Genomic DNA, 25,679 nt, shown 5'->3' on the forward strand with positions numbered 1-25,679 from the left:
CCCGCGTCCCGGAAGGACACTCCCGTGCCTCTCGCGTCAACCGGCGAGCTGGTCACCCGCGCCGCCGAGGCCCGCTCGGCCGTCGCCGCGTTCAACGTCATCACCCTGGAACACATCGAAGCCGTCATCGCCGGAGCCGAATCGGCCGGTGCCCCGGTCGTCCTCCAAGTCAGTGAGAACGCCGTCAAGTTCCGTTACGGACGACTGCTGCCGCTGGCCCGCGCCGCCGTCGCCTCCGCCGAACGGGCCACCGTCCCCGTCGCGTTGCACCTGGACCACGTGCAGAGCGACGACCTGCTGCGGCAGGCGCCCGGCGCGGGCTTCAGCTCGGTGATGTACGACGCGGCCCGTCTCCCGTACGCCGACAACCTCGCCGCGACCCGGTCCGCCGCCGACTGGGCGCATTCCCAAGGGCTCTGGATCGAGGCCGAGTTGGGGCAGGTCGGCGGCAAGGACGGACGACGGCCGCTGGACGCGCACGCGCCCGGCGCCCGGACCGACCCCTACCAGGCACGGGACTTCGTCGCCGGTACCGGAGCCGACGCCCTCGCCGTCGCGGTCGGCAGTGTGCACGCCATGACCGCCCGCACGGCCATCCTCGACCACGGCTTGCTCGACCGGCTGTCCGCCGCCCTCGCCGTGCCGCTGGTGCTGCACGGCTCCTCGGGCGTGCCGGACGACGGGCTGGTGGCGGCGGTCGGCGGCGGCATCGCCAAGGTCAACGTCGGCACCGCTCTCAACGTCGCCATGACCGCGGCGATCCGCGAGTTCCTCGCCGCCCACCCGGAGGCCGTCGACTCCCGGAAGTACCTCAGTGTGGGCCGGGAGGCGATGGCCCGTGAGGTCGCCCGCATCATCCGCGTCCTCTCCCGCACCCCCGGCTGATCACGCGGCGGACCACCTCCACCTCGGGGGAGCCGCCGGACACCGTCGCCGCCGGCGTCGGTGCGCACGGGTTCCCGCGTCGGCACGCACCTGCCGCCGGCGCCGGTGGGGCGGGTCCCACGCACGCACTCACGCCCGTCCGGCCGATCCGTGGCCCCGCCTCGGCACGCACCTGCCACGGCGCCGGTGGGGCGGGTCCCATGCGCGCACACACTCACGCCCGTCGGGCCGATCCGTCCACATCTGGGATCGAGGCCCGTGTAGGAGTCCCCGGCCGGGGGGCCTTCGGTGAGGCCTGCCGGCCTTCGGCAAGTTCCCTCGGCTTCGGCAAGTCCCCTCGGCTTCGGCAAGTCCCCTCGGCCTTCGGCGAGGCCGCACGCGCGAACTCGGGCCGCCGCGCCGGGCCTTGGGCGCTAGCTCTTCTTCACGGCCTTCAGCACCACGAACTTCGGGTCGCCGGCGACCAGTTCGCAGTTGCCGAACAACCGCTTGAGCCTGACGTGGTAGCCGAGGTGCCGGTTGCCGATCACCCACAATTCGCCGCCCGGCCGCAGCGCCCGCTTCGCCCCGGTGAACATCCGCCAGGCGGTCGCGTCGGTCGTCGCCTGGTGGGAGTGGAACGGCGGGTTGTTCAGGACGAGGTCCACACTGCCCGGCGCCACTCCGGCGAGCCCGTCGCCGACCCGGAACTCGGCATGCCCGGGCACCCCGTTCGCCTTGTACGTCGCCTCCGCCGAGGCCACCGCCTGGAACGACTCGTCCACGAACAGCACCTCGGCCGCCGGATCGGCCAGCGCCACCGCCGTACCGACCACGCCGTTGCCGCACCCGAGGTCCACCACGCGGCCCGCGCCAGGCCCGGGCAGGTGCCGCAGGAAGAAGCGGGTGCCGATGTCGAGCCGGTCGGCGCAGAAGACCCCCGCGTGATTGACGACCGTGCTCCCCGACACCGCCCCTACGCCCTCCGGGAGGGTGTAGCCGTACGGCCACCCGTGGGCGGGCCGCTCCAGCGCCGGGTCGGGGGTGCAGAAGATCAGCCGGGCCTTCTGCCGAGCGAGCGAGGTCCGGGTCGGGCCGAGGATCCGCTCGAACAGCCGGAGCGTGGAGGTGTGGATCTCCTTCACCATCCCGGTGCCGACGACGACCGTCCCGGCGTGTACGGCGGGCGCCAGCCGCAGCAGCTGGTCCTCCAGCAGGGCGAGGCTCTTGGGCACCCGCACGAGCAGCACGTCCACGCGCTCCGGGGGCGGATCCTGCGTGGTCAGAAGCCGTACGGCACCCGGCTCGACGCCGGCCCGCGCCAGGTTGGCCCGCGTCGCCTCCTGGGTCAGGAAGGAGTCGGTGATCTGCGCCGGCGAGTGCTTCGCGAGCGCCGTGACCAGCGCGCCCCACCGGTCCCCGAGCACCACGACCGTCCCCTCGATCGGCACCTGCTCCTCGGCCAGATGCCGCAGCAGATACGCGTCGGAGGCGTCCCAGGCTCGCAGCCGGTCGCGCGGATCCTCGGGGAAGCGGGTCAGCTCGACCTCGCCCCACGGTGTCGTCATACGGTCGCTCATCGTGTGTCCAGGCTAGCGGAGCCGCAGATCAGGGGCGGTGGGGGAGGATAGGGGCGTGGATGTGGAGCTGTTTCCCAGGGAGCGTGCGGAGGCCGCGCCGGGCGCCGTGCACGTCCCGGACTGGCTAGCCCCCGAACGGCAGCGCGAGCTGGTCGCAGCCTGCCGGGAATGGGCGCTGCCACCGGCGGGCCTGCGCACGGTCCGCACCCCGGGCGGCGGCACGATGACCGCGCGCCAGGTCTGCCTGGGCCGGCACTGGTACCCGTACGGCTATGCCCCCACGGCCGTCGACGGCGACGGAGCGCCCGTGAAGCCGTTCCCGGCCTGGCTCGACGAGCTGGGACGGACCGCGGTGGCCGACGCGCTCGACCCGCGGGCCCTCCCGGCCGGCGCGTACGACATCGCGCTGATCAACTTCTACGACGGGGACGCCCGCATGGGCATGCACCGCGACGCCGACGAGCAGGCCGACGCCCCGGTCGTCTCGCTGTCCCTCGGCGACCGCTGTGTGTTCCGCTTCGGCAACACCGAGACCCGCGCGAAGCCGTACACCGACGTGGAACTGCGCAGCGGGGACCTGTTCGTCTTCGGCGGACCCTCCCGGCTCGCCTACCACGGCGTGCCGCGCGTGTACCCGGGCACGGCCCCGTCCTGGCTGGGCCTCGCCGGCCGGCTGAACATCACGCTTCGGGTGAGCGGCCTGTAGCCGGCGGCGCCGGCCACCACTGGTGCGGATCATGGGAGACTCGCCCTCATGAGCGGCGACGCGGATCCCCGGACGGCGGGGGAGAGGACCACTTCGAGGGCCCGGCTGGACCGGGGGCGCGGTGCGCTGGGCCCCGCGCTGGAGCTGGTGCACACCGGCCGGGCACCGACCCGGGCCGTGCTCACCGCCGAACTCGGCGTCACCCGTGCCACGGCCGGCGCGGTGGCCGCCGAGCTGGAGGCGCTGGGCCTGATCCGGGTGGACGCCCGGCCCGGAGCCGCCGCCGGCTCCCAGGGCCGCCCCTCGCACCGGCTGGAGATCGCCGAGGACGGACCGGTGGCCCTGGCGGCGCAGGTGCACGCCGACGGCTTCCGGGCCGCGCTGGTCGGCCTCGGCGGGCGGATCGTGGCGACTGCGCCCGGCTGCCAGACCGTCGACGCCGACCCGGCGAAGGTGCTCGGATCGGTCGTCGAGGCGGGCGCCGACCTGCTGCGCACGACCGGCCGCAGCTGTGTGGGCGCCGGCCTGGCCGTACCGTCCGCCGTCGCCGAACCCGACGGCCTGGCCCTCAACCCCCTGCACCTGGCCTGGCCCGTCGGCGCCCAGGTGCGGCGGATCTTCGCGGAGTGTGTGCGCGCGGCGGGCATCACCGGCCCGGCCTTCGCGGCCAACGACGTCAACCTCGCCGCGCTCGCCGAACACCGGCACGGCGCCGGCCGGGGCGCCCGGGACCTGCTCTGCGTGGCCACCGGGCACCGTGGCGTCGGCGGCGCACTGGTGCTGGACGGCCGCCTGCACACCGGCAGTTCGGGCCTCGCCCTGGAGGTCGGCCATCTCACCGTGAACCCGGAGGGCCGCCCCTGCCACTGCGGAAGCCGGGGCTGCCTGGACGTCGAGGCCGATCCGCTCGCCCTGCTGGTCGAGGCGGGCCGCGCGCCGGGTCCCGAGATGTCCCTCCTCCAGCAGGCCAACGACCTGCTGCGCACGCAGTACGCCGACCCGTCCGTCCGTCTCGCCGCCGAAGCCCTGATCGACCGCCTCGGCCTCGGTCTCGCCGGGCTCGTCAACATCCTGAACCCCGACCGGATCATCCTCGGCGGCCTGCACCGCACCCTCCTGGACTCCGACCCCGCCCGCCTGCGGGCCGTCGTCGCCGACCGCAGTCTGTGGGGTCAGAGCGGCGGCGTACCGATCCTGCCGTGCACCCTGAACCACAACAGCCTGGTCGGAGCGGCGGAGCTGGCCTGGCAGCCGGTACTGGACGACCCGCTGGGCGCCCTGCGCTGACGGACCTGCGCGGACCCGCGGGGTCCGTCGGGCGCGGGTCCGCGCAGGCACGGATGCGGCTCACCACTGCCGGCCCCGGGGGATCAGCTCGCGGCCCGGAGCGGACAGGTGCAGCACCTCGAAGACCTCTCCCGCGGTCTCGGGCGCGTCGTCCTCCCAGAGGGAGAACCGGACCAGTTCCCAGCGGTGCGGGTCCACGGCCGCCGCGGCGAGCACGGCCCCGTCCGCACCGGCCAGCCGCTCCGTCTCACCGACCGCTTCCGCCATCAGCGCGGACAGTTCGGTCCCGGCCGGCAGTGGTTCCCTCCGTCGTACGGCGAACGCGGCGCGCGACGCCGTGCCCTCGGCGTAGGCGAGTCCGGTCCACTGCAGCACCGCGGGCCTGCCGAAGTCGTCCACCAGCCCCTGGAAGGCGCCACCCCACAGGAAGCGGTTCATGCCCTCCACGGTGTTCCACAGGTAGAACGGGGCGTACTGGTTGACCTCGGAGCCGTGCCGGCCGCGTTCGCGCACCAGGTACGACTTGAAGCCGAGGCCCTCCCAGTCGTCGAGCAGATGCCCGACGCGGGCCACCCGCGCACGGATGACGCTCATGTCGTAGTCGGCGGGGAGGGTCATCTCGTACTGCATGGCGTGCATGAGGCGGTCCTTCCTTGGAGGCCGGAGACCGGAGACCAAAGACCTCAGGTCGATGATTGCCGGCCGGGTGCTCGGGGGTCGGTACATGGGCGTGCCGCTCGGTGGCCGTGCCGTCCTCGGCGGTCTCCGTGACCGCGAGAGCGGGCATGAAGGCGCGCGGCCCCGCACCGAGCCGGTGCCGGTGTACGTGACTCAGTCGTCCTGTCCGGGAGTTGGAGGTGCGAGCAGGGAGAGCAGGCCGCGGACACCGGCGTCGAAAGCGGCGGGTGAGCCCGACGCCCGGGCGAGGACATAGCCGCCCTGCAGCGTCGCGAGGACCGCCGCGGCGATCTCCTCGCCGTCCAGCCTGCGGGCGAACTGCCCCTGAAGTTTGCCCTCTTCGACGATGCCTGCGATCAGCTGCCGGATCCGTGCGATCGTCTCGTCCACCGGCGCCCGCAGCTCGTCGCTCGCGATCACGTCCGGGTCCATGGTCAGTCTGCCGACCGGGCAGCCGCGCAGCACGTCACGCTCGCGCCGCAGATACGACTCGATCCGCTCGTACGGCGTGCCCGGCCCGCTCAGGACGTGCTCGGCGGTGGCCCGCAGTTCCTCGGCCGTCCGCCGGATCGCCGCCAGCGCGAGGTCCGGCTTGCCCTTGAAGTGGTGGTACATGCTGCCCTGTCCGGCGCCCGCGCGCTCGAGGATCGCCTTGGGGCTGGTCCCCACGTACCCGCGCTCCCACAGCAGCTCACGGGTGGACTCGATCAGCCGTTCCGAGGTGCTCATGCCGTCACTGTACATACCAGTAGTTACATTTCGCCAGGCCGGTTCGAAGGTGCCGGCCGAGCCGCGGGAAGCAGGCCGGCGTGCCTCGCGTACTCCGGGGGACGTACGCGCACCGCCGCCGGCCGCACGACGACCCGGACCCCCGGCCGGCGGCAGGCTCAGGACATCACCCGAAGACCCGAACCGATGACGGAGATGATCCGAGATGCAGACCCTGGCCGACTGGGACGGCGGACCCGGCCCCTGGATCCTGTTCCTCCCACTGATCTGGGCGGCCGTCGTGATCGGCGCCGTCACCTTCCTGCGCCGCACCGGACGGCGCGGCCCCGGCGGGCCCTGGCCGCACATGGACGGTGGCCGCCCGGCGGGCGACTCCCCGCTCGCGGTCCTCGGCCGCCGCTTCGCCTCCGGTGAGATCGACGAGGACGAGTACCGGCGCCGCCTGTCCGTCCTGGAGGAGCAGTTCGGCCGCCTCGGCAAGGGCGGCGCGGCATGACCGCGACGGCCGCACCGCGGATCGCGGCCCGTGTCGTCGACGCGGTGAAGGTGTACGGCGGCGGCGACACCGCCGTACGCGCCCTGGACCGCGTCGACGTCACCTTCCCGGCCGGACGCTTCACGGCGATCATGGGTCCCTCGGGCTCCGGCAAGTCCACCCTCATGCACTGCGCGGCCGGCCTCGACACACTCACCTCGGGCGCGGCCTACATCGGCGACACCGAGCTGGGCGCGCTGGACGACCGCCGGCTGACGCTGCTGCGCCGCGACCGGGTCGGCTTCGTGTTCCAGGCGTTCAACCTGGTGCCCACGCTGACCGTCGCCGAGAACATCACCCTGCCCCTGGACCTGGCAGGCCGGCGCGGCGACCGGGACTGGATCGACACGCTCGTCGACGTCGTCGGGCTGCGCGGCTGGCTGCACCACCGCCCCGCCGAGCTGTCCGGCGGCCAGCAGCAACGCGTCGCCGTGGCACGGGCGTTCGCCGGCCGGCCCGACATCGTCTTCGCCGACGAACCGACCGGCAACCTGGACTCCCGCTCCGGAGCGGAGGTCCTCGGGCTCCTCGGCCGGGCCGTGCGCCGGACCGGGCGCACGGTCGTCATGGTCACCCACGACCCGGTGGCCGCCGCCCACGCCGACGAGGTCCTCTTCCTCGCCGACGGACGCCTGGTCGACCGGATGCCGGCACCGTCCGCCGGCAAGGTCCTGGACCGCATGAAAGCCTTCGAGGTGCCGGCGTGAGCGCATCTCTCCGGCTCAGCCTCACCTCGCTGCGTACCCACCGGCGCCGCTTCGCCGGAACGTTCCTCGCCGTCTTCCTCGGGGTCGCCTTCCTGGCGGGCACGCTCGTCATGGGCGACACCCTGCGGGCAGGTTTCGACAGCATGTTCGGCGAGGCCACCAGCGGCACCGACGCCGTCGTACGCGGCGCCGACGCCATCACCGCACCCGGCGAGGCCCAGGGCGTACGGCGGCCGGTGGACACCTCGCTGGTCGAGGCCATCGAGCGCGTCCCCGGCGTGGCGGCGGCCGCTCCGCAGATCCAGGGCGCCGGTCAACTCGTCGGCGCCGACGGAGAACCCGTCGGCGGGCAGGGACCGCCCACCCTCGCCGGCAACTGGATCACCGACGCCGGGCTCAACCCGTACGGCATCGCCGAGGGCCGTGCCCCCGCCCGGTCCGGCGAGGTCGTGGTGAACCGGGGCGCCGCGAAGAAGGGCGGCCTGAAGATCGGTGACACCACCACGCTGCGCACACCGGACCCGGTCCGGGTGACCGTCGTCGGTCTCGCCACGTTCGGCGGTCAGGACGGCATGGCCCAGGTGACCTTCACGGGCATGACCCGTGCCGACGCCGAGAAGTACCTGACGGCCCGGCCGGGGCGGGCGGCGAGCATCGCCGTTCGGGCCGGCCCCGGAACCGGCCAGCAAGAGCTGGTGCGCCGGCTGGCTCCCGTCCTGCCCGAGGGTGTCGAGGCGATCACGGGCCGGCGGTCGGCGCAGGAGAACACCGACATGATCTCCAGCCGGTTCCTGACCCTCTTCACGACCTTCCTGCTCGTCTTCAGCGGCGTCGCCCTGCTCGTCGCCACCTTCTCCATCCACAACACCTTCGCGATCGTGGTCGCCCAACGCGTCCGCGAGCACGCGCTGTTGCGTGCCCTGGGCGCTTCCCGCCGCCAGGTCACCGCCGCCGCCCTCATGGAGGCGAGCGTGGTCGCGCTCACCGCATCCGCCACCGGACTCGCGGGCGGTGTCGGCATCGCCGCGGGGCTGCAGGCGCTGTTCCCGGCGCTCGGATTCCCGTTTCCCGACGGCGAGTTGGTGATCAGGACGCCGTCGATGGTGCTGCCCCTCGCGGTGGGCGTCCTGGTCTGCCTCGGCTCCGCGCTGCAGCCCGCCCGGCGCGCCGGACGCACCGCCCCGCTGGCGGCGCTGCGCGAGACGGCCGCCGACACCTCCGGTGCTTCCCGGTTCCGCACGATCGCCGGAGCGGTCCTCGGCGCGTCGGCCCTCGCCACCGCCCTCACCGGTGTCCTCGTCACCCCGTCCCTCTGGCTCGCCGGAGCCGGCGCACTGCTCGCTCTCGCGGCCTTCGTGGTCCTGGGCCCGGTCTCCGCCACCACGGCCGTACGACTGCTCGGCGGACCGCTGGGCCGGCTGCGCGGTGTCACCGGCGGGCTGGCCCGCCGCAACGCCCTGCGCACCCCGAGGCGGACGGCCGCGACCGCGAGCGCGCTGATGATCGGTGTGGCCGTGGTGTCGCTGTTCACCGTCTTCGGCGCCTCTCTGAAGGCCACCATGGACCGGACGGTGTCCCGGTCCTTCGCGGGCGACCTCGCCGTGAGCACCCCCTCCTTCGGCGCCGGCGGCAGCGGAGTCAGCCCCCGTCTCGCCCCCGCCCTGCAACGGCTGCCGCAGGTCGACACCGCCGTCGGACTCGGCCGCGGAGTAGCCCAAGTCGACGGCGGTGGACGGGCCTTGACGGTCACCGATCCGGCCGGGCTGGCCCGCACCTTCGACCTGGGCACGGTCGACGGCTCGCTGCACGACCTCGGTCGTGACGGCATCGCGCTCGCCCGGAAGGAGGCCGGCCGGCTGCACCTGCGGACCGGCGACACCGCCCGGCTGACCTTCACCGACGGCAAGAGCGAGAACTTCACCGTCCGGGCCGTCTACGACCGTTCCGAACTCGCCGGCGACTACGTCATCAGCCGGGCCGCCTGGGCCCCGCACCGCACCCAGGACTCCGACAGGCTGATCGCCGTCACCTTCGATCCCGGCGTGAGCGCGGACGCGGGCCGGGCGGCCGTGCGCAACACCGCCGCGCGATACGGCAACCCCGAGGTGCAGACGCGTGACGAGTACGCGCGGTCGTCGGCGGCCGGCATCGACATGATGCTGACCCTCGTCTACGCGCTGCTCGCCCTCGCGGTCGTCATCGCCCTGCTCGGCATCGCCAACACGCTGACCCTCGCCCTGCACGAGCGCACGCGGGAACTGGGACTGCTCCGGGCCGTCGGCCAGACCCGGGCCCAGCTGCGGGCCATGGTCCGCTGGGAGTCGGTCCTGGTCGCCGCCTTCGGCACGGCGGGCGGACTCGGACTCGGAGCCTTCCTCGGCTGGGTGCTGGTGAAGGCCTCCGAGGGCGCGAGCGACACGGCGTTCGCGTTCGCGCTCCCGCCGACGCGGCTCGCGCTGGTCGCGCTGGTCGGCATCACGGCCGGCGCCCTCGCCGGCCTTCGCCCGGCCCGCCGTGCCGCCCGCCTGGACGTCCTGCGGGCGATCGCGACGGAGTGACGATCGGCGGCATGAAGGAGTGACGATCGGCGGCACGAGGGAGTGACGATCGGCGGCACGAGGGAGTGACGATCGGCGGCACGAAGGAGCGGCGACCGGCGGGCGACGCCACGGGCCGGGCCCGGTCAGCCGCGAACGGCCGGCCGGACGGGAACCGATGCCCTCGCCGCGGCCGAAGCGGCGGCTGCCGCAGCTGCTGCCGCGACGGCGGGCGTCGAGGGTCCTGCCACGGACTGCGGCACGGCGACTGCCGTGGCTGCGGCCGAAGCGGGTGCCGCCGCACCGCCCGAGGCCCCGGCGCCGGCCGCGCTCCCCGCGCCGACCACACTCCCCGGGCCGACCGCATTCCCTGCCCCGACCGGAGCCGCGGCATAGACCGGAGCCGGAGCCGGAGCCGGAGCCCCTGCCCCGACCGGAGCCCCTGCCCCGACCGGAGTGCCTGCCCCGACCGGAGTGCCTGCCCCGACCGGAGTGCCTGCCCCGACCGGAGTGCCTGCCCCGACCGGAGTGCCTGCCCCGACCGGAATCGGCGCGCCCGCCCCCACCGGGGCACCTGTCCCCGCCGGAGTCGGTGCCCCGACCGGTGCAGATGTCCGTGTGGATGTCGGTGTCGGTGTCCGTGTAGGGCGGGACTCGGCGGGGCGGGTTGCCGTCGGCTGTCGTTCCGCCGCTCCGCGCGGTGCGCCGGCCGCGTGGCCGCGCCCCGCCGGCGGGGCGGGCAGCGTGAACCAGACGACCTTGCCGTTCTCGCCGTCCGGCCGCGCGCCCCAGCTCTCGCTCACCGCGGCGACCATCGCCAGTCCTCGGCCGCAGGTGGCCAGCGGGCCGGCGTCCGGCGTGGCCACGGCGCCGGCCGGTACAGCCATGGCGTCGCCCGGTCCCGTCAGGGCACCGGCCGGTACCGCCATGGTCTCGCCGGGTACCGTCACGTCACCGGCCGGTACCGCCACGGCGTCGGCCGGCACCGGAAGGCGCGGATCGTGATCGCGCACCGACACGGTGAGGCGGTCCGGCAGCAGTTCGAGTTCGACGGTGCACGACTTGTCGGGTCTGGCGTGCCGGTGGACGTTGCTCAGCAGCTCTGTCACACCGAGCGCGGCCCGGTCGATCAAGGGGTCCATATGCCAGTAGCGCAACTGCGCAGATACGATTCTGCGGACCTGGCCGATCCGCGACGGCAGGGCTTGGAGCTCCACCGTGCAGTGCCTGCTTGGGTGACTGATCACGGCTGCGACTCCCCGATGTGAGGTCCGGAGGAACCGGAGGAACACGGAGAACAACGGATCCAGCAGGGTGCTTGCGTCCAAACGGCCGCCTGCTGTCGTGGCCGGCGGGCTGGTTCGCAGCGTTATCGCCGGTAAACCCAGAGTGACGTGAGACCAGCGTGACGCAGCGGATGCACTCGTGCAACTCGCCGCGACGGGCCGCCGTCCGGTCGGTGACCCAGGGACACCGGCAGCCGTGTCCGGCGTGCGTCAGCCGCCGCGTCCGGCCGCCCGCCGCACCGCCTCGATGAACCGCCGCGCCGCGGGCGGCCCCGGCTCCCCCGGTGCGGGGTCGTGCTCGCCCAGGGTCAGCAGGTACCGCTCGCCGTTGAGGTCGGCCAGCGCCCGGTCGTCCGGCGCGAACCACGGTTTGGAAGCCCGTACCGCCTGCACGGGCGCGCTGTCGATCTCGCTCCCGTAGCTGGTGAGCAACTCCAGCCTGCCGTCGTTGATCCGGACCTGCCCGGCGCGGGTGAGTGAACGCAGCCGCTTGCCGATCCGCACGCCCGTGGCCGTGAACTCCGGCTCCGCCATCCTTCGCCGCCCCCTTGCGCGTGTTTCCCGAGGTCCCGTGTTCCCGACGTCCCTGTGGTGCGTGTTCCGAGGCCCCGTGGTCCGTGTTCCCGCGTTCTCGCGGTTCGTGGTCCCGTGTGTGCCCCCGTCCGGGACGACCGTCCCGACCCGTGCAGTCTGCCCCGATGCGGCGTGGAGCACCAGTACGCGAGGGGCTACTGCGACGGACGCCCGGGGCACTCCCGCCAATGCGCCCCCCGAGTGCCTCGTACGCCCGTTCCCCAGGGCGCCTTTGGGTGGCTCAAAGATGCGTTTATGCAGGTGGGAAGCGGTACGAAAGATGCCTATGCTCAAGGTGTCGGGCGCGCGCAGCGCGTCGGCGTCCAGCGTTAGGAGCACCGCCGTGAGCACCATCCCTCAGGCCCGGACCGGCGCCACCCTCGATGTCGACCGCAGCGACGCCCACTACCGCAACTGGCTGAAAGAAGCCGTCCGCAAGGTGCAGGCCGACGCCAACCGCTCGGCGGACACGCACCTGCTGCGCTTTCCGCTGCCCGAGCGATGGGGCATCGACCTCTACCTGAAGGACGAGTCGACGCATCCCACCGGCAGCCTCAAGCACCGGCTCGCCCGGTCCCTGTTCCTCTACGGTCTCTGCAATGGCTGGATCCGCCCGGACCGGCCCGTGATCGAGGCGTCCAGCGGCTCGACAGCCGTCTCCGAGGCCTACTTCGCGAAGCTGATCGGCGTGCCCTTCATCGCCGTCATGCCGCGCACGACGAGCGCCGAGAAGTGCCGCCTCATCGAGTTCCACGGCGGTCGATGTCACTTCGTGGACGACTCCCGGAAGATGTACGAGGAGTCGGCCCGCCTCGCGGTGGAGACCGGCGGCCACTACATGGACCAGTTCACCTACGCCGAGCGGGCGACCGACTGGCGCGGCAACAACAACATCGCCGAATCGATCTTCCGCCAGCTGGAGTTGGAACGGTTCCCGGAGCCGGCGTGGATCGTCGCCACGGCCGGCACCGGCGGCACCTCGGCGACGCTCGCGCGCTACGTCCACTACATGCAGTACGACACCCGGATCTGTGTGGCCGACCCGGAGAACTCCTGCTTCTACGAGGGCTGGACCACCGGGGACCCCGACGTCACCTGTGACTGCGGGTCCCGGATCGAGGGCATCGGCCGGCCGCGCATGGAGCCGAGCTTCGTGCCCGGCGCGATCGACCGGATGATGAAGGTCCCGGACGCGGCCAGCGTGGCCGGCGTACGCGCGCTGGAGCGGGCCATCGGCCGCAAGGCGGGCGGCTCGACGGGCACCGGGCTGTGGAGCGCGCTCAAGATCGTGTCGGAGATGGTGGCCGAGGAGCGCCGGGGCAGTGTGGTCACCCTGCTGTGCGACCCCGGCGACCGGTACCTGGACAAGTACTACTCGGACACGTGGCTCGCGGAACAGGGCCTGGACATCGCGCCGTACACGACGGCGATCGAGACCCTGCTGACGACGGGCGCCTGGCCCGACTGAGCCCCGGCGACCGGTGACGAACGTGCGGCTACCGCAGGCGCCGGTCCAGGGCCGTGACCGCGTCCCGGAAGGCGCGGCCGACACCCGGCCGGATCAGGCGGCACACCAGGCGGAACGCGGCCGTACCGTCGAGCGCGAAGGTCATCCGCACCCGGGTCCCGGTACCCGCCGGCGTCAGCCGCCACTCCTCGACCCAGGCGCGCGCTCCCGGCACGTTCGTCACGTCGACCCGGTAGGCGTACAGCTCGGGAGCCTTGCCCGCCAGTACCGTCTCCCGGAAGCGGGTGCCGCCCCGCAGCCTTACCTCGCGCCCGCCCTCCGTCGGCCGAACCGAGGTCACGGCAGAGAACCACTCCGGCCAGCCCGTCACGTCCTCGGCCAGGGCACGGAAGACCGCCTCCGGGGCGGCGGCCATGTCCCGGGCGAACACCAGCCGTACGGGCGCGGTCTCGACGAACTCCGGACCGACCGGGCGTAGACGCTGAGCCATGACGACGAACTCCTCGTGAAGTCCCCCGCGGAAGCGGGGCGTTGCCCGTCAGCGTAGATGACGCCCCGTCAGATGTCCTCGTCCGAAAGCGGTTCCGGTTCCGGTTCCGGCTCGCCCGCCACGATCAGCCGCGGCAGGTGCTCGGAGATCTCCGAGCGGGCCTCTGCGGGCAGACCCCCGTCGGTGACGAGCGTGTCCACCTGCTCCAGCGCGGCGAAGGAACTCAGTCCCACGGTGCCCCACTTGGTGTGGTCGGCGACCACCACGACCCGGCGCGCCGAGTGCACCAGCCGCCGGTTGGTCTCCGCCTCGGCGAGGTTCGGCGTGGACAGACCGGCCTCGGCGGATATGCCGTGCACCCCGAGGAAGAGCAGGTCGAAGTGGAGCGCGGCGATCGCCTGGTCGGCCACCGGACCCACCAGCGAGTCGGACGGCGTGCGCACCCCTCCGGTCAGCACGACCGTGGCCGCGCCCTGCCGCTGCCCCGAACTCCGCTGCGCCGCGTGGAAGACGTCCGCGACCCGCACCGAGTTCGTCACCACGGTCAGATCGGGCACCTCCAGCAGATGCTGGGCGAGGACGTACGTCGTCGTGCCGCCGGACAGGGCGATCGCCGTACCAGGGGTGACCAGCCGTGCGGCGGCGCGCGCGATCTCCTCCTTGGCGGTCGGCTCGAGCCCCGACTTCGCCTCGAACCCCGGTTCGTGGGTACTGGGCTCGACCACCGGCACCGCGCCGCCGTGGACCTTCTCCAGTACCCCCTGGCGGGCGAGCGCGTCCAGATCGCGGCGCACGGTCATGTCCGACACACCGAGCTTGCGGGTCAGTTCGTTGACCCGCACACCGCCCCGGCGCCGGACCTCGTCCACGATCAGGGCGCGGCGCTGCTCCGCGAGGAGGTTCTGATTCTCGCTCACGTACGCTCCGGTCCTTTCGCCGCCGTCCGACACGCTCGGCGCACCTGCTCCGACCAGGATGTTCCTGCCTCAGGAGATGCGCGGGCGTTCCATCTTTTCACGGGTCGCCACCGGTTGCGCCACCGCCTGACACGACGCGCACATGCCACCGCGGGCGCGGCCCGTGCGCCGTCACCCGGATCGGGGAGATTCCGTGAGGACCGGTGCACGCCCGCACGGAACCGGAGATCCTGGAGCGCGCACCGGCTCAGGCCTTCGGAGTGTCACGGGGAAGTGCGAGAACAGTGGAACGTGCACAGGAACGCCCGGCCGGCCGGGAACCGGTCCGGCCGGGGAACGAGCCCGAGAGCGACCTGGAACTTCTCGTACACGGAGTCGGCGGCAGCACGCCAGAGAAGATGCTCGGTGACCCGCGCACGACCCGGATCACCGGCGACGACATCGCCGCCGTGTTCCGGCGCACCGAGGACGCCGAGGACACCCAGGCCGGGAGCCGCCCCGGGCAGGGGCCCGTCCAGGAGGCGTACGTCTGGTGCAACCTGACCTCCGGCGACGGCAGCCGTGCCCTCTGGCTGTTGCTGCTGCCTTTCATGGTCGTCAACCTCGCCCACTGGATGCGTCCCGCAGCTCCGGGCCGGCAGCGCACCGTCCGGCTCTACGGCCTCCTCGTGCGCCTGGCCGCCCTCACCCTGACCGTCCTACTCGTCGCCGCGGCCTGCGAGGTGGCCATGGACCTGGTGGCCTGGCAGTGCGCCGGTGTGCGCTCCTGCGCCCGCCGCCACACCTGGCTCGGCTTCCTTGCGCCCGGCCCGGCCCAGGGCGGCTGGTGGACCGCGCCCGGTCGCCGGCTCGCCCTCGCCGCCCTGGTCCCGGCCGCACTCACCGGCCTGCTGTGGTACCTCTCCCACCGCACCTGGAGCGCGTACGAGTCCCACCGTCCGATGTCCCCCGAGCCCGAGCCGGCCACCGACGACAGCGCCCTCGCCCGGCCCGGGTTCTGGTACGGGCGCCGCCTGGTGGCCCGGCTGCGCGCCGCGCACACGGCGGCCGGCCTGCTCACCGTGGCCGGCGCCGTCGCCACCCCCGCCGTCCGCTTCGACCACCGCCCCGGCGGCCCCGCCGCCCTGGACGCCGCGGGCTGGCTGCTGACCGCGGCCCTGACGGCCTGCGCGGCGGCGGTGACCGGCGTGGTCTGCCGCCGGGGCCGCAGCGAGAACCGCCTCGACCGGCGGCTGGACCGGCTCCTGGTACGGCGTCTGCCGCTCGGCGCGCTGGCCCTGCTGCTCCTCACCCTGCTGTACGCCGGCTGGGCCCGGCCCGGCTGGCGGTCCGCCGGCCGGCTGCCCGGGGACCCGGCCTTCGGCGCCCTGATGCTGGGCCAGGGGCTGCTCGTGCTCGCCCTCGCCGCCGTGGCAGGTGACCTCCACCGCCGTCGCCCCGACCCGCGCTCCGGGATGCGTGGCCGCGGGGGCCCGGCCGTCGCGTTGCTCGCCTGCGCGCTGGGCGGGGTGATCTCCGGCGGGGTCGCGCAGCGCGTCGCCGACTGGCTGGACGGCACCCGCGCGCTGCTGCCGGGGCCGCCCGTCCTGCTCACCTGGCAGGCGTCCGCCATCCCTCCCCTGCTCACCGTCCTGCTGCTGCTGGCCGCCCGGCTCGCCCTGAGCACCTCCCGGCTCGCCCGCGCCGAGCGCGAGCGGGTCCGCCACGAGCACCCCGGCGAGCCCGAGGACCCGACCCGTACCCGGGCCGTCGCCCACGCCCGTGCCGTGGCCACCCTCACCGACCGGGCCCCGCTGGTCCTCACCGTGCTCACCGCCGCCACGCTGGTGCTGGGAACCGCGGCACTGGCCGGTGCGCTCGGCACCGGGAAGACACCCGACGGCGCGGCCCACCGCACCTACGACGCCGTACAGGCCGTGGCCGAGACCTCGCAGGCGGTCGGCTCCTGGTTGATCGGGCTCGGCTTCCTGCTCTTCGTCACCTGGGGCCGGCGCGCCTACAAGGACCCCTCGGCCCGCCGCACCATCGGCATCCTCTGGGACGTCGGCACCTTCTGGCCGCGCGCCGCCCACCCCTTCGCGCCGCCCTGCTACGCCGAGCGCGCGGTACCGGACCTGACCTGGCGGATGGCGACCTGGACCCAGCGCACCGGGGGCCGCCTGGTGCTCTCCGGGCATTCCCAGGGCAGCGTCCTCGCCGCCGCCGCGGCCTGGCAGCTGCCGCCGCCGGTGCGCGGACGCGTCGCGCTGCTGACCTACGGCTCCCCGCTGGAGCGCCTCTACGGCCGCTGGTTCCCCGCACACTTCGGCCCGCCGGCGCTCGCCGCGCTGCACCGCGACGTCGCCTGCTGGCGCAACCTGTACCGGCCGACCGACCCGATCGGCGGTCCCGTCCACGTTCCCGACGACGCCACCCCGCACGTGGACCACGAGCCCCTGCGTGATCCGCTCGCCTACGGCCGCACCGCCGACCACCCGCTGCCGGCCCCGATCCTCGGCCACTCCGACTACCAGGCGGACCCGGTCTTCACCCGGGAACGGGCCCGGCTGCTGGCCCGCCTGTGCCCGGATCCGGAGCTGCCGGGACAGCGACCGGAACCGGGTGGCCCGGGATAGGCCCTGGCCCTTCGCTCGCACCGGGGCGGACAGGGCCGCCGGCCCGCTCACGGCAGCTCGGGCAGGTCCTCCCCGTACAGCAGGGTCAGTTCGTCGGTGGTCGGGTCGGCGACCTGGGCGACCCGGCTCGCGTGCCGCTCCACCATCGCCTCGAACGTCTGCCGGGCGGTGCGGCCGTTGCCGAACGCGGCGCCCTTCGGGATCTCGGTGAAGTACTTCAGCAGCGCCTCGGACGCGCCCGGAGTCAGCCGGTACTCGTGCTCCTCGGCCTGCTGCTCCACGATCCGCAGCAACTGCTCGGGACCGTAGTCGCCGAAGGTGATGGTGCGGGAGAAGCGGGAGGCGACACCGGGGTTGACGGAGAGAAAGCGTTCCATCTCCGCGGTGTAGCCGGCGACGATCACCACCACCGCGTCCCGGTGGTCCTCCATCAGCTTCACCAGCGTGTCGATGGCCTCCTTGCCGAAGTCGCGCCCGGCGTCCTCCGGGGACAGCGCGTACGCCTCGTCGATGAACAGCACACCGCCCCGTGCCCGTTCGAAGGCCTCCTGGGTGCGGATCGCGGTGGAACCGATGTGCTCACCGACCAGGTCGACCCGGGAGACCTCGACCAGATGACCCTTCTCCAGCACGCCGAGCGAGGCGAGGATCTCGCCGTAGAGCCGGGCGACCGTCGTCTTTCCGGTGCCGGGCGAACCGGTGAAGACCAGATGCCGCTTGACGGAGGCCGCCTTCAGCCCCGCCCGCTGCCGGCGCCGGCCCACCTCGATCATGTCGGTGAGGGCCCGCACCTCGCGCTTGACGCTCTCCAGACCCACCAGCGCGTCGAGTTCCCCGAGCACGTCCTTCGAGGTCCGCACCGGTGCCGGCTCCACATCGGCGGCCGGCGGCTCCTGCTCGGCGAAGCGCTGTCCGGGGATCGAACCCGGCAGGCCGGGCGAGTGCGGCGCCGTCTGCACGGCCGTCTCGCGGACCGCCGGCTGCCGCGGACCGCCGCTCTCGTCACTGGTGCAGTCCTCCACGACCGGGCCGGCCGTCGTCCCGGCGTCCGGTCCCGCGTCGGCGAACTCGAAACCACCGCGCGCACACCGCTCCGTACGGCACTTGCGCAGCGTCGTGCGGCAGCCGTCGATCACATGGAAGCCGTAGCCGCCGCTGCCGCTGACCCGGCAGTTCAGGAAGCTGCCGCGGCCGCCCGCCGATACGTAGAAACCGGCCTCCGTGGGGGAGTCGACCGTGCAGCGCTCGATGGTCGGGTCGGCGCCCTTGGTGACGATCACACCGGTCTGGGTGGTGTCCAGCGTGCAGTTGGCGAGCGTGCCGCCGCTGCCGTGGTCGCGGAACCACGCGCCGGTGGCCGCCTCCCTGATCCGGCAGTCGTCGAGCTGCGCGGTCGCCCCGTCGCTCACCGACACGGCCGTGTTGCGCACCTGGAACAGGTCGCTGTCCACCACGTCCGCGCGGGAACCCCGGTCCAGCACGAACAGCGCGTCCGGCACGTCGTGCACCCGGCAGGAGTCGAGGACGGCGGTGGCGCCGTCGCTCACCCACACCGCCGGGTAGTCGCCGGTGCTGTCGAAGATCTCGCACTGGTTGGCGTCCACCCGGGTGCCCGGGTCCCACACCGACAGGCCGTTGCGCCCGAACTGCCGGACCGACGTCCGGGTCAGCGTGAGCACCGACCGGGACCTCAGGTCGACCGCGTTCTCGGGGATGTCGTGGATGCGGCAGTCGGCCAGCGTGAGCACCGCGTCGGTGTCCAGCGTGACGCCGTCGGCGGTGGTGCGGTGCACATCGCAGTCCGTCAGGTGCGCCGTGGCCCGCTGGGTGACCTGGACCCCGGAGCCGCGCACCTCGTAGATCTCGCAACCCACGGCCTCCAGCGCGGAGTTCTCGCCGGTCGCGGTGAGGCCGGTGCCGGAGGCGTGGTGCACGCGGCACCGCTCCAGGCGCGGATGGGCCCCGCCACGGACCGCGACGCCCGCCTGCCCGGCCGCGACGACCTCGCACTCCTCGAACACCCCGCCCGCGCCGTCGAGTACGGCGATGCCGATGCCGGCCGGGTTGTCCACGGTGCAGCGGCGCACGGTCGGGCGGGCGCCGCCGCGCACCTCGATGCCGCTGGCGGAGCGCGTGACGATCCGCACGTCCATCAGCTCGGGCGCACCCTGCTCGACCAGCAGGGCCGGCGCGGCCGCGTCCTGGCCCTCCACGTGCAGGTCCTGCACCACCGCCGAGGCCCGCACCGTCAGCGGCACCCCGTCCACGGGCGCGATCCGCACGGAGCCTGGGGAGCCCTCGGGCCCGCGCAGCGTCACCGCCCGCTGGACGACGAGGTTCTCCCGGTAGGTACCGGGGGCGACGGTGAGGACGTCACCGTCCGCGGCGGCCTCCAGGGCGGCGGCGAGCGAAGCGTACTCACCCGTGCGGCGCCGCCACCGCGACGTACCGGTGTGCGTCACCTGGACCGTGCCCTGTGCCATGGTGTTGCCGTGCCCCCACCTTGTCGTACTGATGGCTCGCTGCCGTCGGAGCGTGGCCCCGGTGCCCGTGAGCGTGCCCGGTCTCCCGGACCTGAGCGTGTTCGCGTTCTCGGCAAGCCGCACGCCCCTGGGTCTCGCTCACCCGCGGGTCGTCGCCGAAAGCGCTTGGGCCGGTCCACCGTAGCGTGTGCGTGCGCGGTGGGTTGACCAGAGCCGGAAAGGCCGTCAGCAGCCGGTGCCCGCCTTGCCCCAGTCCGGGCCGGCCCGCTCCCAGGCCTGGTCCCAGCGCGCATACCGGCGCCGGACCATGCGCCACACGGCCAGCCGCCGAGTGCTCTCGACCAGGGCCACGATCACGAGGGCCGCACCGACCCCGGCGAGCACCGCGTGCGTCGTCGCCGTGGGGGAGTCCAGCGGCCGGGTCGTTATTCGGCCGTACGGGTCGGTCCAGATCCTGAAGTGGTCTCCGGGGTGGGGGGACTTGAGGCCGGCGAGCGCCATGCCGTAGCGGCGGGTGCCGTTCGGGGCGGTCCAGCCGGCCAGGACGCGGCTGCGGACCTCGCGTCCGGAGGTGGTGTCGGGGTCGGTCTCCAGCGGGGCCTCGCCCAGGTCGCGCACCACGGCGGCCGTGACGAGGTGGCGCGTGTGCTGCTGCTCCCGCACGGCCCGCTGCAGCGAGTCCTGAGCGGCGGCACCCACCAGACAGCCGGTCACCGGCGCCGCCAGGGTGATCAGCACCAGCGCCACGAGGGCGAGCCACGCCTCGGCCAGATCGGTCGCACGGCGCAGCGGATTGCGCCGCCAGCGCCACAAACCCCGCACTGCCCGCATCTCCCCACCCCCTGTTCACACCGTCATAGCCCCGGCCGCGGACGCTCGCCCCCGGTCCGGAACCAAGAGAGAGCGACATCACGTCCGCCGCGGCCGGTGACGTACGCGGCCTCTCACGAAATTCTCACGCCCTCCCAACGACCGGGACCCGCCCGCGGGTTCCCCCCACGGCTCCCGCCCGGAGGTGCCGGGGCGCGCCGGTGAGCGCCGGGGAAGCGCCCGGGGTGGGCTAGTCCAGCAGCCGGACCGGGTCCCCGACCCTGATCGTGCCGGTCGACAGGGGCACCAGGTTCTGGCCGAAGACCAGCTTGCCGTTGATCCTGCGGTGCCGGGCCAGGGTGCGCAGCGGTTCCCGGCCGCGTACGGCGGTGCCCTGGTCGGTGGTGGTCACCACACACCGCCCGCTGGGCTTCGCGGCGCGGAAGACCACGTCCCCGACGGAGATCCGCGACCAGTGGTCCTCGGCCCAGGCATCGGCGCCCGCCACGACGACGTTGGGCCGGAAGCGGTTCATGGGCAGCGGGCCCTCGTGGGCGTGGTCGCCCGCGGCGATCAGGGAGTTCAGCGCGGCCAGGGAGGCCACCGTGGTGGCCAGCAGGGGGTAGCCGTCGGCGAGGCTCACCGTCTCGCCGGGCAGCGCGTACCGGGGATCGACAGGGCGGCGGTTGGCCGGATCGTCCATGTGCACCAGGCGGACCTCGGCCTGCAGGTAGCCGCTGCACCACTCGTGTGCGGCCGCCGCTGCCGGGATCGTCTCGACCTTCGTACCGAAGACGTCGGCCGGCACCGTCGTCACCGGGTCGGGCACCGCGACCGTCAGCGACGCCCGGCCGGGCGCGGACAGACGAACACCGCCGCCGGGCAGAGGCTCGGCGGCGGCCAGCGCGAGACGCGGCTGCTCCCGCTGTGTGACGACCTTTCCCCCGTCGTCGATCAGTGCCCAGCGCCGGTCGCCGGCCAGGCCCCAGGGCTCCACCACGGCTGCCCGGGGCGACAGGCCCCGGAACGCCTTGACCGGGTGGACGTGGATCGACTGCACTTCGGCGTTTCCCATGGACGCCATCGTGCCAGGGGGCGACGACGACGCGGGCGGCGCCGGTCAGTACCCCCGGTACTGCTGGTTGTTGTACGGGTCCTGGTAGGAGGGCTGTGCGGGCCGCGGGGCGGCCGGGCGCATGGCCTCGTACCCCGTACCCGCCGCCATCGGGCGCTGCTGCTGCGGAGCGTGCGGACCGGGGTATCCGCGCGGGGCGCTCGCCTGCTGCGGGATGTACGCCGTGGGCGCGTGCTGCAGCGGTGCGGGCTGCTGCATCTGCGGATAGCCGTAGGCGGGGGCCTGCGGGGACGGGGCCGCCGGGAGGGCGGGCAGTGCCGACGGCAGGGCGGGCAGGCTGCTGCCCGTGTCGTAGGCGGCGGGGACCCGGATCGGGGCGATCTGCGGAGTGCCTCGCTCGGCCACGAGGGAGTCGTAGATCGGGGTGTCCGGGAAGGAGGCGGAGTAGTAGCCGCCACCATAAGTGGAGCGGGGGGAGGTCATGGCACATAAGTTAAGCCCACGATGTGCTGGTTGGGGAGACCGATAAGAGGGTTCTTTTCCGTGTCGGCAGTGACCTGGGACCCCTAATCCGAGCGAACTTGGCAAAAAAGGACGCCGATCGGCGTTTGGATCGTGTAAAGGGCGAGTTCCCAGCGGTTACCGGCGGTTGACCGGTGATCTTCCGGTGCCGGTCATGGGAGTTCTCCGCGCCCGGGAATACGTTGTGCCGGGTAGGGATCGACGGGACCACCGGGACACCGGGAAAGCGACCAGTTTGGGGCGGACATGACAATGTCGAAGGGATCGAACGTGCCGGTGCCGACCACGGCGCTGCGCGTCGAATTGGGCTGGCAGCCGGGACCCGGCGTGCCCGACGCCGACGCCTCGGCGCTGCTCCTCGCCGCCGGAAAGGTCCGCTCCGACGGGGACTTCGTCTTCTACAACCAGCCTGCCCACCCCTCTGGCGCGATCCGGCACGAGGGCAAGCACACAGCCGGCGGGCGCGTCACCGACACCCTTCTCGTCGACCTCGCGCGCGTGGAGGGCGCGATCGAACGGATCGTCCTCGCCGCCTCCGCGGACGGCGGCACGTTCGGACAGATCCCCGGCCTCTACATCGAGGTGACCGACCCCGCGACCGGCCGAAGGGTCGCCCGCTTCGACGAACCCGGCGCGACCGTGGAGACGGCTTTCGTGCTCGGCGAGCTCTACCGCCGCCAGGGCGGCTGGAAGTTCCGCGCGGTCGGCCAGGGCTACGGCAGCGGACTCGAGGGACTGGCCACGGACTTCGGTATCACCGTGGACGAACCGCAGCACACCGCGCCGCCCACGACGGCAGCCCCGGCGAACGTGCCACCGCCCACCGCGACCGCGCCCGTGAACCCGCCACCGCCCACCGCGAACACCCGGGCGAACGTGCCGCCGCCTCCGGTCGCCGCCCCGGTGCCGCCGGCCGTGACGGCGTCACCGCCACCCGCGGCCCCTCCCGCCGCCGCCCCCGACGCCCAGCCGGTCCGGCTGTCCAAGGTGACCCTCACCAAGGCGGCTCCCTCCGTCTCGCTGGCCAAGCAGGGCGGCACCTCAGGCATCATGCGGGTGAACCTCAACTGGCGGACGCGCAAGCAGTCCTCCGGCAGGACCGGCCTGTGGGGCGCCCGGCAGAGCGTCGTCGACCTCGACCTGTGCGCCCTGTACGAACTCGCCGACGGCCGCAAGGGAGTCGTACAGGCCCTCGGCAACGCCTTCGGATCGCTGGACCGGCCGCCGTACATCCACCTCGACGGCGACGACCGCACCGGCGCCGTCGCGACCGGCGAGAACCTGACCGTCAACCTCGACCACGCCCGGGACTTCCGCCGCATCCTCGTCTTCGTCACCGTCTACGAAGGCGCCCGCTCCTTCGCCGACCTGCACGCCACCGTCACTCTGCAGCCGCAGTACGGCGCCCCCGTCGACTTCTCGCTCGACGAGTGCACCGTGCCCTCCACGGTGTGCGCACTCGCCCTCATCACGAACACGGGCGGCGACCTCGTGGTCCAGCGCGAGGCGCGGTATCTGGTGACGGAGCGCGGAGTGAGCCCGCAGCGGACCATGGACCGCGCCTACGGCTGGGGCATGAACTGGACGCCGGGCCGCAAGTGACCCGGCTCAGCCCTCCTCCGGCACGGCGCCGGGACGGGCGTAGGTGCGGCCCTTCCAGGCCGCGCCGCGCCCCCGGTAGTGCTGCACGGCAGAATCGACCGTCATCAGCAGGTACAGGAACGCCGTGCACGGCAGCAGCAGGGCGAGCCACGCCGGCTGGCCGTAATAACGGAGCATCGGCAGATACGTGCCCGCCATCACCGCCCACGCCAGCCCACCGAGGACGGCCGTCGGCGCGCTGCCCCCGGCCGCGCCCACGGCCAGCGCGGCGGGCGGCACCAGATACACCAGCGCGAGCCCGGCGACCGTACCGAGGAGCACCAGTGGGTTGTGCCGCAGCTGGGCGTAGGCGCTGCGCGAGACCATCCGCCACAGGTCGTGCAGCCGCGGGTACGGCCGCACGCTGTCCACCCGGTCGGCCAGCCCCAGCCACACCCGGCCGCCCGAACCCTTCACCGCGCGCGCGAGCGCCACGTCGTCGATGACGGCGTGCCGGATGGAGTCGGGGATGCCGGCCTGCTCCGCCATCCCGGAGCGCAGCAGGACACAGCCGCCCGCCGCGGCCGCCGTACGCGACCCCCTTCTGCCGATCCGGCGGAACGGATAGAGCTGCGCGAAGAAGTACACGAACGCCGGAACCACGAGCCGTTCCCACCGGCTCTCCACCCGCAGCCGCGCCATCTGCGACACCACGTCGAAGCCCCCGGTGCCGGCCGCCGCCACCAGCTCGCGCAGGCTGTCCGGCGCGTGCGCGATGTCCGCGTCCGTCAGCAGCAGATACTCGGGCTCACGCGCGCGTGCCAGGCCGATGCCGTATCGCACGGCCCACAGTTTGCCCGTCCAGCCCGCCGGCGGTTCCCCGGGCGAGCCCACCGTCAACGGCAGCCCGCCGTGGCGCCGGGACAGTTCGCGGGCCAGCTCCCCGGTGCCGTCCGTGGACCCGTCGTCCACGAGGAAGACCTCAGCCCGCCCCGGATAGTCCTGCGCCAGCAGCGAGGGCAGACCGGCCGCCAGCACGGCGGCCTCGTCGCGCGCAGGCACGACCACGCAGACGGACGGCCACTCCCGCGGTTCGCGGCGGGGCGGCAGCCGGACGTCCGTACGCCAGTAGAAGCCCTGACACAGCACCAGCCAGCACCAGGCGGCAAGGGATACGGCGGTGATCCACATGAAGGCGCTCACGGCCGCAGTCTGCCCCACCCGAGCGGCTCGCAAGAGCGCATCGTCTATCGTGGCCGGGTGAAGATCGCGCTCATGGACTCCGGAATCGGCCTGCTGGCGGCAACCGACGCGGTGCGGCGCATGCGGCCCGACGCGGATCTCGTGCTCTCCCTGGACCCGGACGGCATGCCCTGGGGGCCGCGTACCCCCGAGGATCTCACCCGGCGGGCCCTGGCCGTCGCCGAGGCCGCCGCGGCGCACCGGCCCGAAGCCCTGATCGTCGGCTGCAACACGGCCACCGTGCACGCCCTGCCCGCCCTGCGTGCCCGTCTGGAGCCCGGCATCCCCGTCATCGGCACCGTCCCGGCGATCAAGCCGGCCGCGGCGCGGGGCGTCCCGATCGCCATCTGGGCGACCCCCGCCACCACCGGCAGTGCCTATCAGCGCGGTCTCATCGACGACTTCGCCGGCGGTGTGCCGGTGACCGAGGTGCCCTGCTGGGGTCTCGCCGAGGCGATCGAGCACGCCAACGAGGCGGCCATCGACGCGGCCCTCCGCGCGGCGGCCGGACTGACACCGGACGACGTGACCACCGTCGTCCTGGGCTGTACCCACTACGAGCTGGTGGCGGAACGTATCCGCGCCGTCCTCCAGCGCCCCGGCGCCGCCCCGCTCGTCCTGCACGGCTCGGCGGGAGCGGTGGCCGCGCAGGCCTTGCGCCGCATCGGCGAGCTGCCGGCACCCGACGCCCCCGCGGAGGGGACCCTCACGGTGCTGCTGAGCGGCCGCGAGGGCGACCTGCCCGCGCCCGCGCTGCACTACGCCGAAGGCCGGCTGCTGCCCGCCACCGGCCCACTCGCCGACCACAGCTGACAGGGGCGGCCGCCGGCCGGGGACGACCGGGCCGTTCGCCGCCCAGGGCGACGGATCCGGCCGCCGGCCGTGACTGGCAGTGCCGGCCGCCGGCCGCGCCGGCCGCCGTACGCGGACGACGGGCGCCGCTCGCCTCGCCCCGGCCCGGACCGCTCGCCGGCGTGCGCGGGGCGCCGTACGG

Annotated in this window: 21 protein-coding genes and 1 pseudogene; 10 read left to right on the top strand and 12 right to left on the bottom strand. The window is 73.8% G+C overall.

The genetic code is table 11. The features are described from left to right. The first annotated feature begins 24 nt into the window (after positions 1-24). Positions 25-885, top strand: a complete 861-nt coding sequence (locus tag ACGFT2_RS01555) for a class II fructose-bisphosphate aldolase (protein ID WP_393272353.1) — start codon at positions 25-27, stop codon at positions 883-885. A 413-nt stretch (positions 886-1,298) separates the two neighbouring features. On the opposite strand, the gene ACGFT2_RS01560 is transcribed toward ACGFT2_RS01555, so the two are convergent. Further along, positions 1,299-2,432 (bottom strand): methyltransferase, encoded by a 1,134-nt coding sequence (locus ACGFT2_RS01560; RefSeq protein WP_393272355.1) that lies wholly within the window; start codon positions 2,430-2,432, stop codon positions 1,299-1,301. 67 nt (positions 2,433-2,499) lie between these two features. On the opposite strand from ACGFT2_RS01560, the gene ACGFT2_RS01565 reads away from it, so the two are divergent. Both ACGFT2_RS01565 and ACGFT2_RS01570 read left to right on the top strand, forming a co-directional pair. Further along, a complete protein-coding gene (locus tag ACGFT2_RS01565; protein WP_393272358.1) occupies positions 2,500-3,150 on the top strand; it encodes an alpha-ketoglutarate-dependent dioxygenase AlkB family protein in 651 nt (216 codons plus the stop codon). Between the two features lie 48 nt (positions 3,151-3,198). Continuing rightward, on the top strand, positions 3,199-4,437 hold the full coding sequence (locus tag ACGFT2_RS01570; protein ID WP_393272361.1) for an ROK family protein: 1,239 nt from the start codon (positions 3,199-3,201) through the stop codon (positions 4,435-4,437). Between the two features lie 60 nt (positions 4,438-4,497). Here the strand turns inward: ACGFT2_RS01570 and ACGFT2_RS01575 are convergent, their stop codons facing one another. Together ACGFT2_RS01575 and ACGFT2_RS01580 are read right to left on the bottom strand one after the other, a co-directional pair. Continuing rightward, positions 4,498-5,076, bottom strand: coding sequence for a DUF4865 family protein (locus tag ACGFT2_RS01575; protein ID WP_393272364.1), 579 nt, complete (start codon positions 5,074-5,076; stop codon positions 4,498-4,500). A gap of 192 nt (positions 5,077-5,268) precedes the next feature. Beyond that, positions 5,269-5,844 carry a TetR/AcrR family transcriptional regulator gene (locus ACGFT2_RS01580; protein ID WP_393272367.1) on the bottom strand — a complete coding sequence of 192 codons (576 nt, stop codon included), beginning with the start codon at positions 5,842-5,844 and terminating at the stop codon, positions 5,269-5,271. A 205-nt stretch (positions 5,845-6,049) separates the two neighbouring features. Between ACGFT2_RS01580 and ACGFT2_RS01585 the strand changes: the two genes are divergently transcribed. Genes ACGFT2_RS01585 through ACGFT2_RS01595 form a run of 3 tightly spaced genes read left to right on the top strand, consistent with a single transcriptional unit; the run spans position 6,050 to position 9,644 of the window. Further along, positions 6,050-6,340: an SHOCT domain-containing protein gene (locus ACGFT2_RS01585; RefSeq protein ID WP_393272370.1), complete on the top strand. Its 291-nt coding sequence runs from the start codon at positions 6,050-6,052 to the stop codon at positions 6,338-6,340. After that, a complete protein-coding gene (locus ACGFT2_RS01590) occupies positions 6,337-7,086 on the top strand; it encodes an ABC transporter ATP-binding protein (RefSeq protein WP_393272373.1) in 750 nt (249 codons plus the stop codon). Before ACGFT2_RS01585 ends, ACGFT2_RS01590 begins: the two co-directional genes overlap by 4 nt. After that, on the top strand, positions 7,083-9,644 hold the full coding sequence (locus ACGFT2_RS01595) for an ABC transporter permease (protein ID WP_393272376.1): 2,562 nt from the start codon (positions 7,083-7,085) through the stop codon (positions 9,642-9,644). The genes ACGFT2_RS01590 and ACGFT2_RS01595 overlap by 4 nt, the downstream gene beginning before the upstream one ends. A gap of 712 nt (positions 9,645-10,356) precedes the next feature. Here ACGFT2_RS01595 and ACGFT2_RS01600 read toward each other — a convergent pair. Beyond that, positions 10,357-10,870, bottom strand: a pseudogene (locus tag ACGFT2_RS01600) (ATP-binding protein); the annotation flags it as partial. Between the two features lie 249 nt (positions 10,871-11,119). Next, on the bottom strand, positions 11,120-11,443 hold the full coding sequence (locus ACGFT2_RS01605) for a hypothetical protein (protein WP_393272379.1): 324 nt from the start codon (positions 11,441-11,443) through the stop codon (positions 11,120-11,122). A gap of 382 nt (positions 11,444-11,825) precedes the next feature. Between ACGFT2_RS01605 and ACGFT2_RS01610 the strand changes: the two genes are divergently transcribed. Next, entirely contained in the window at positions 11,826-12,950 is a 1,125-nt protein-coding gene (locus tag ACGFT2_RS01610; protein WP_393272382.1) for a PLP-dependent cysteine synthase family protein, read from the top strand. Between the two features lie 28 nt (positions 12,951-12,978). Here the strand turns inward: ACGFT2_RS01610 and ACGFT2_RS01615 are convergent, their stop codons facing one another. Beyond that, a complete protein-coding gene (locus tag ACGFT2_RS01615; RefSeq protein WP_393272385.1) occupies positions 12,979-13,440 on the bottom strand; it encodes an SRPBCC family protein in 462 nt (153 codons plus the stop codon). Between the two features lie 68 nt (positions 13,441-13,508). Beyond that, positions 13,509-14,357 carry a DeoR/GlpR family DNA-binding transcription regulator gene (locus ACGFT2_RS01620; protein ID WP_393272388.1) on the bottom strand — a complete coding sequence of 283 codons (849 nt, stop codon included), beginning with the start codon at positions 14,355-14,357 and terminating at the stop codon, positions 13,509-13,511. A gap of 284 nt (positions 14,358-14,641) precedes the next feature. On the opposite strand from ACGFT2_RS01620, the gene ACGFT2_RS01625 reads away from it, so the two are divergent. Continuing rightward, complete coding sequence (locus tag ACGFT2_RS01625; RefSeq protein ID WP_393272391.1) at positions 14,642-16,972, top strand: hypothetical protein; 2,331 nt, start codon at positions 14,642-14,644, stop codon at positions 16,970-16,972. Positions 16,973-17,019: 47 nt separating this feature from the next. Here ACGFT2_RS01625 and ACGFT2_RS01630 read toward each other — a convergent pair whose 3' ends face one another. From ACGFT2_RS01630 to ACGFT2_RS01645, 4 genes are all read right to left on the bottom strand, one after another. Continuing rightward, positions 17,020-19,455, bottom strand: a complete 2,436-nt coding sequence (locus ACGFT2_RS01630) for a right-handed parallel beta-helix repeat-containing protein (RefSeq protein WP_393272394.1) — start codon at positions 19,453-19,455, stop codon at positions 17,020-17,022. Positions 19,456-19,680: 225 nt separating this feature from the next. Further along, positions 19,681-20,286 carry a hypothetical protein gene (locus ACGFT2_RS01635; protein WP_393272397.1) on the bottom strand — a complete coding sequence of 202 codons (606 nt, stop codon included), beginning with the start codon at positions 20,284-20,286 and terminating at the stop codon, positions 19,681-19,683. A gap of 229 nt (positions 20,287-20,515) precedes the next feature. Next, positions 20,516-21,340, bottom strand: a complete 825-nt coding sequence (locus ACGFT2_RS01640) for an MOSC domain-containing protein (RefSeq protein ID WP_393272400.1) — start codon at positions 21,338-21,340, stop codon at positions 20,516-20,518. Positions 21,341-21,385: 45 nt separating this feature from the next. Further along, on the bottom strand, positions 21,386-21,823 hold the full coding sequence (locus ACGFT2_RS01645) for a DUF6643 family protein (protein WP_393272403.1): 438 nt from the start codon (positions 21,821-21,823) through the stop codon (positions 21,386-21,388). A gap of 291 nt (positions 21,824-22,114) precedes the next feature. Here ACGFT2_RS01645 and ACGFT2_RS01650 point away from each other — a divergent pair, with 291 nt between their 5' ends. Beyond that, on the top strand, positions 22,115-23,464 hold the full coding sequence (locus ACGFT2_RS01650) for a TerD family protein (protein WP_393272406.1): 1,350 nt from the start codon (positions 22,115-22,117) through the stop codon (positions 23,462-23,464). 6 nt (positions 23,465-23,470) lie between these two features. On the opposite strand, the gene ACGFT2_RS01655 is transcribed toward ACGFT2_RS01650, so the two are convergent. Further along, on the bottom strand, positions 23,471-24,634 hold the full coding sequence (locus ACGFT2_RS01655) for a glycosyltransferase (protein ID WP_393272902.1): 1,164 nt from the start codon (positions 24,632-24,634) through the stop codon (positions 23,471-23,473). Between the two features lie 69 nt (positions 24,635-24,703). On the opposite strand from ACGFT2_RS01655, the gene ACGFT2_RS01660 reads away from it, so the two are divergent. Continuing rightward, positions 24,704-25,498 carry a glutamate racemase gene (locus ACGFT2_RS01660; protein WP_393272409.1) on the top strand — a complete coding sequence of 265 codons (795 nt, stop codon included), beginning with the start codon at positions 24,704-24,706 and terminating at the stop codon, positions 25,496-25,498. Positions 25,499-25,679 lie beyond the last annotated feature (181 nt).

The sequence above is a fragment of the Streptomyces sp. NPDC048514 genome, from assembly GCF_043199955.1.
Lineage (GTDB): Bacteria > Actinomycetota > Actinomycetes > Streptomycetales > Streptomycetaceae > Streptomyces.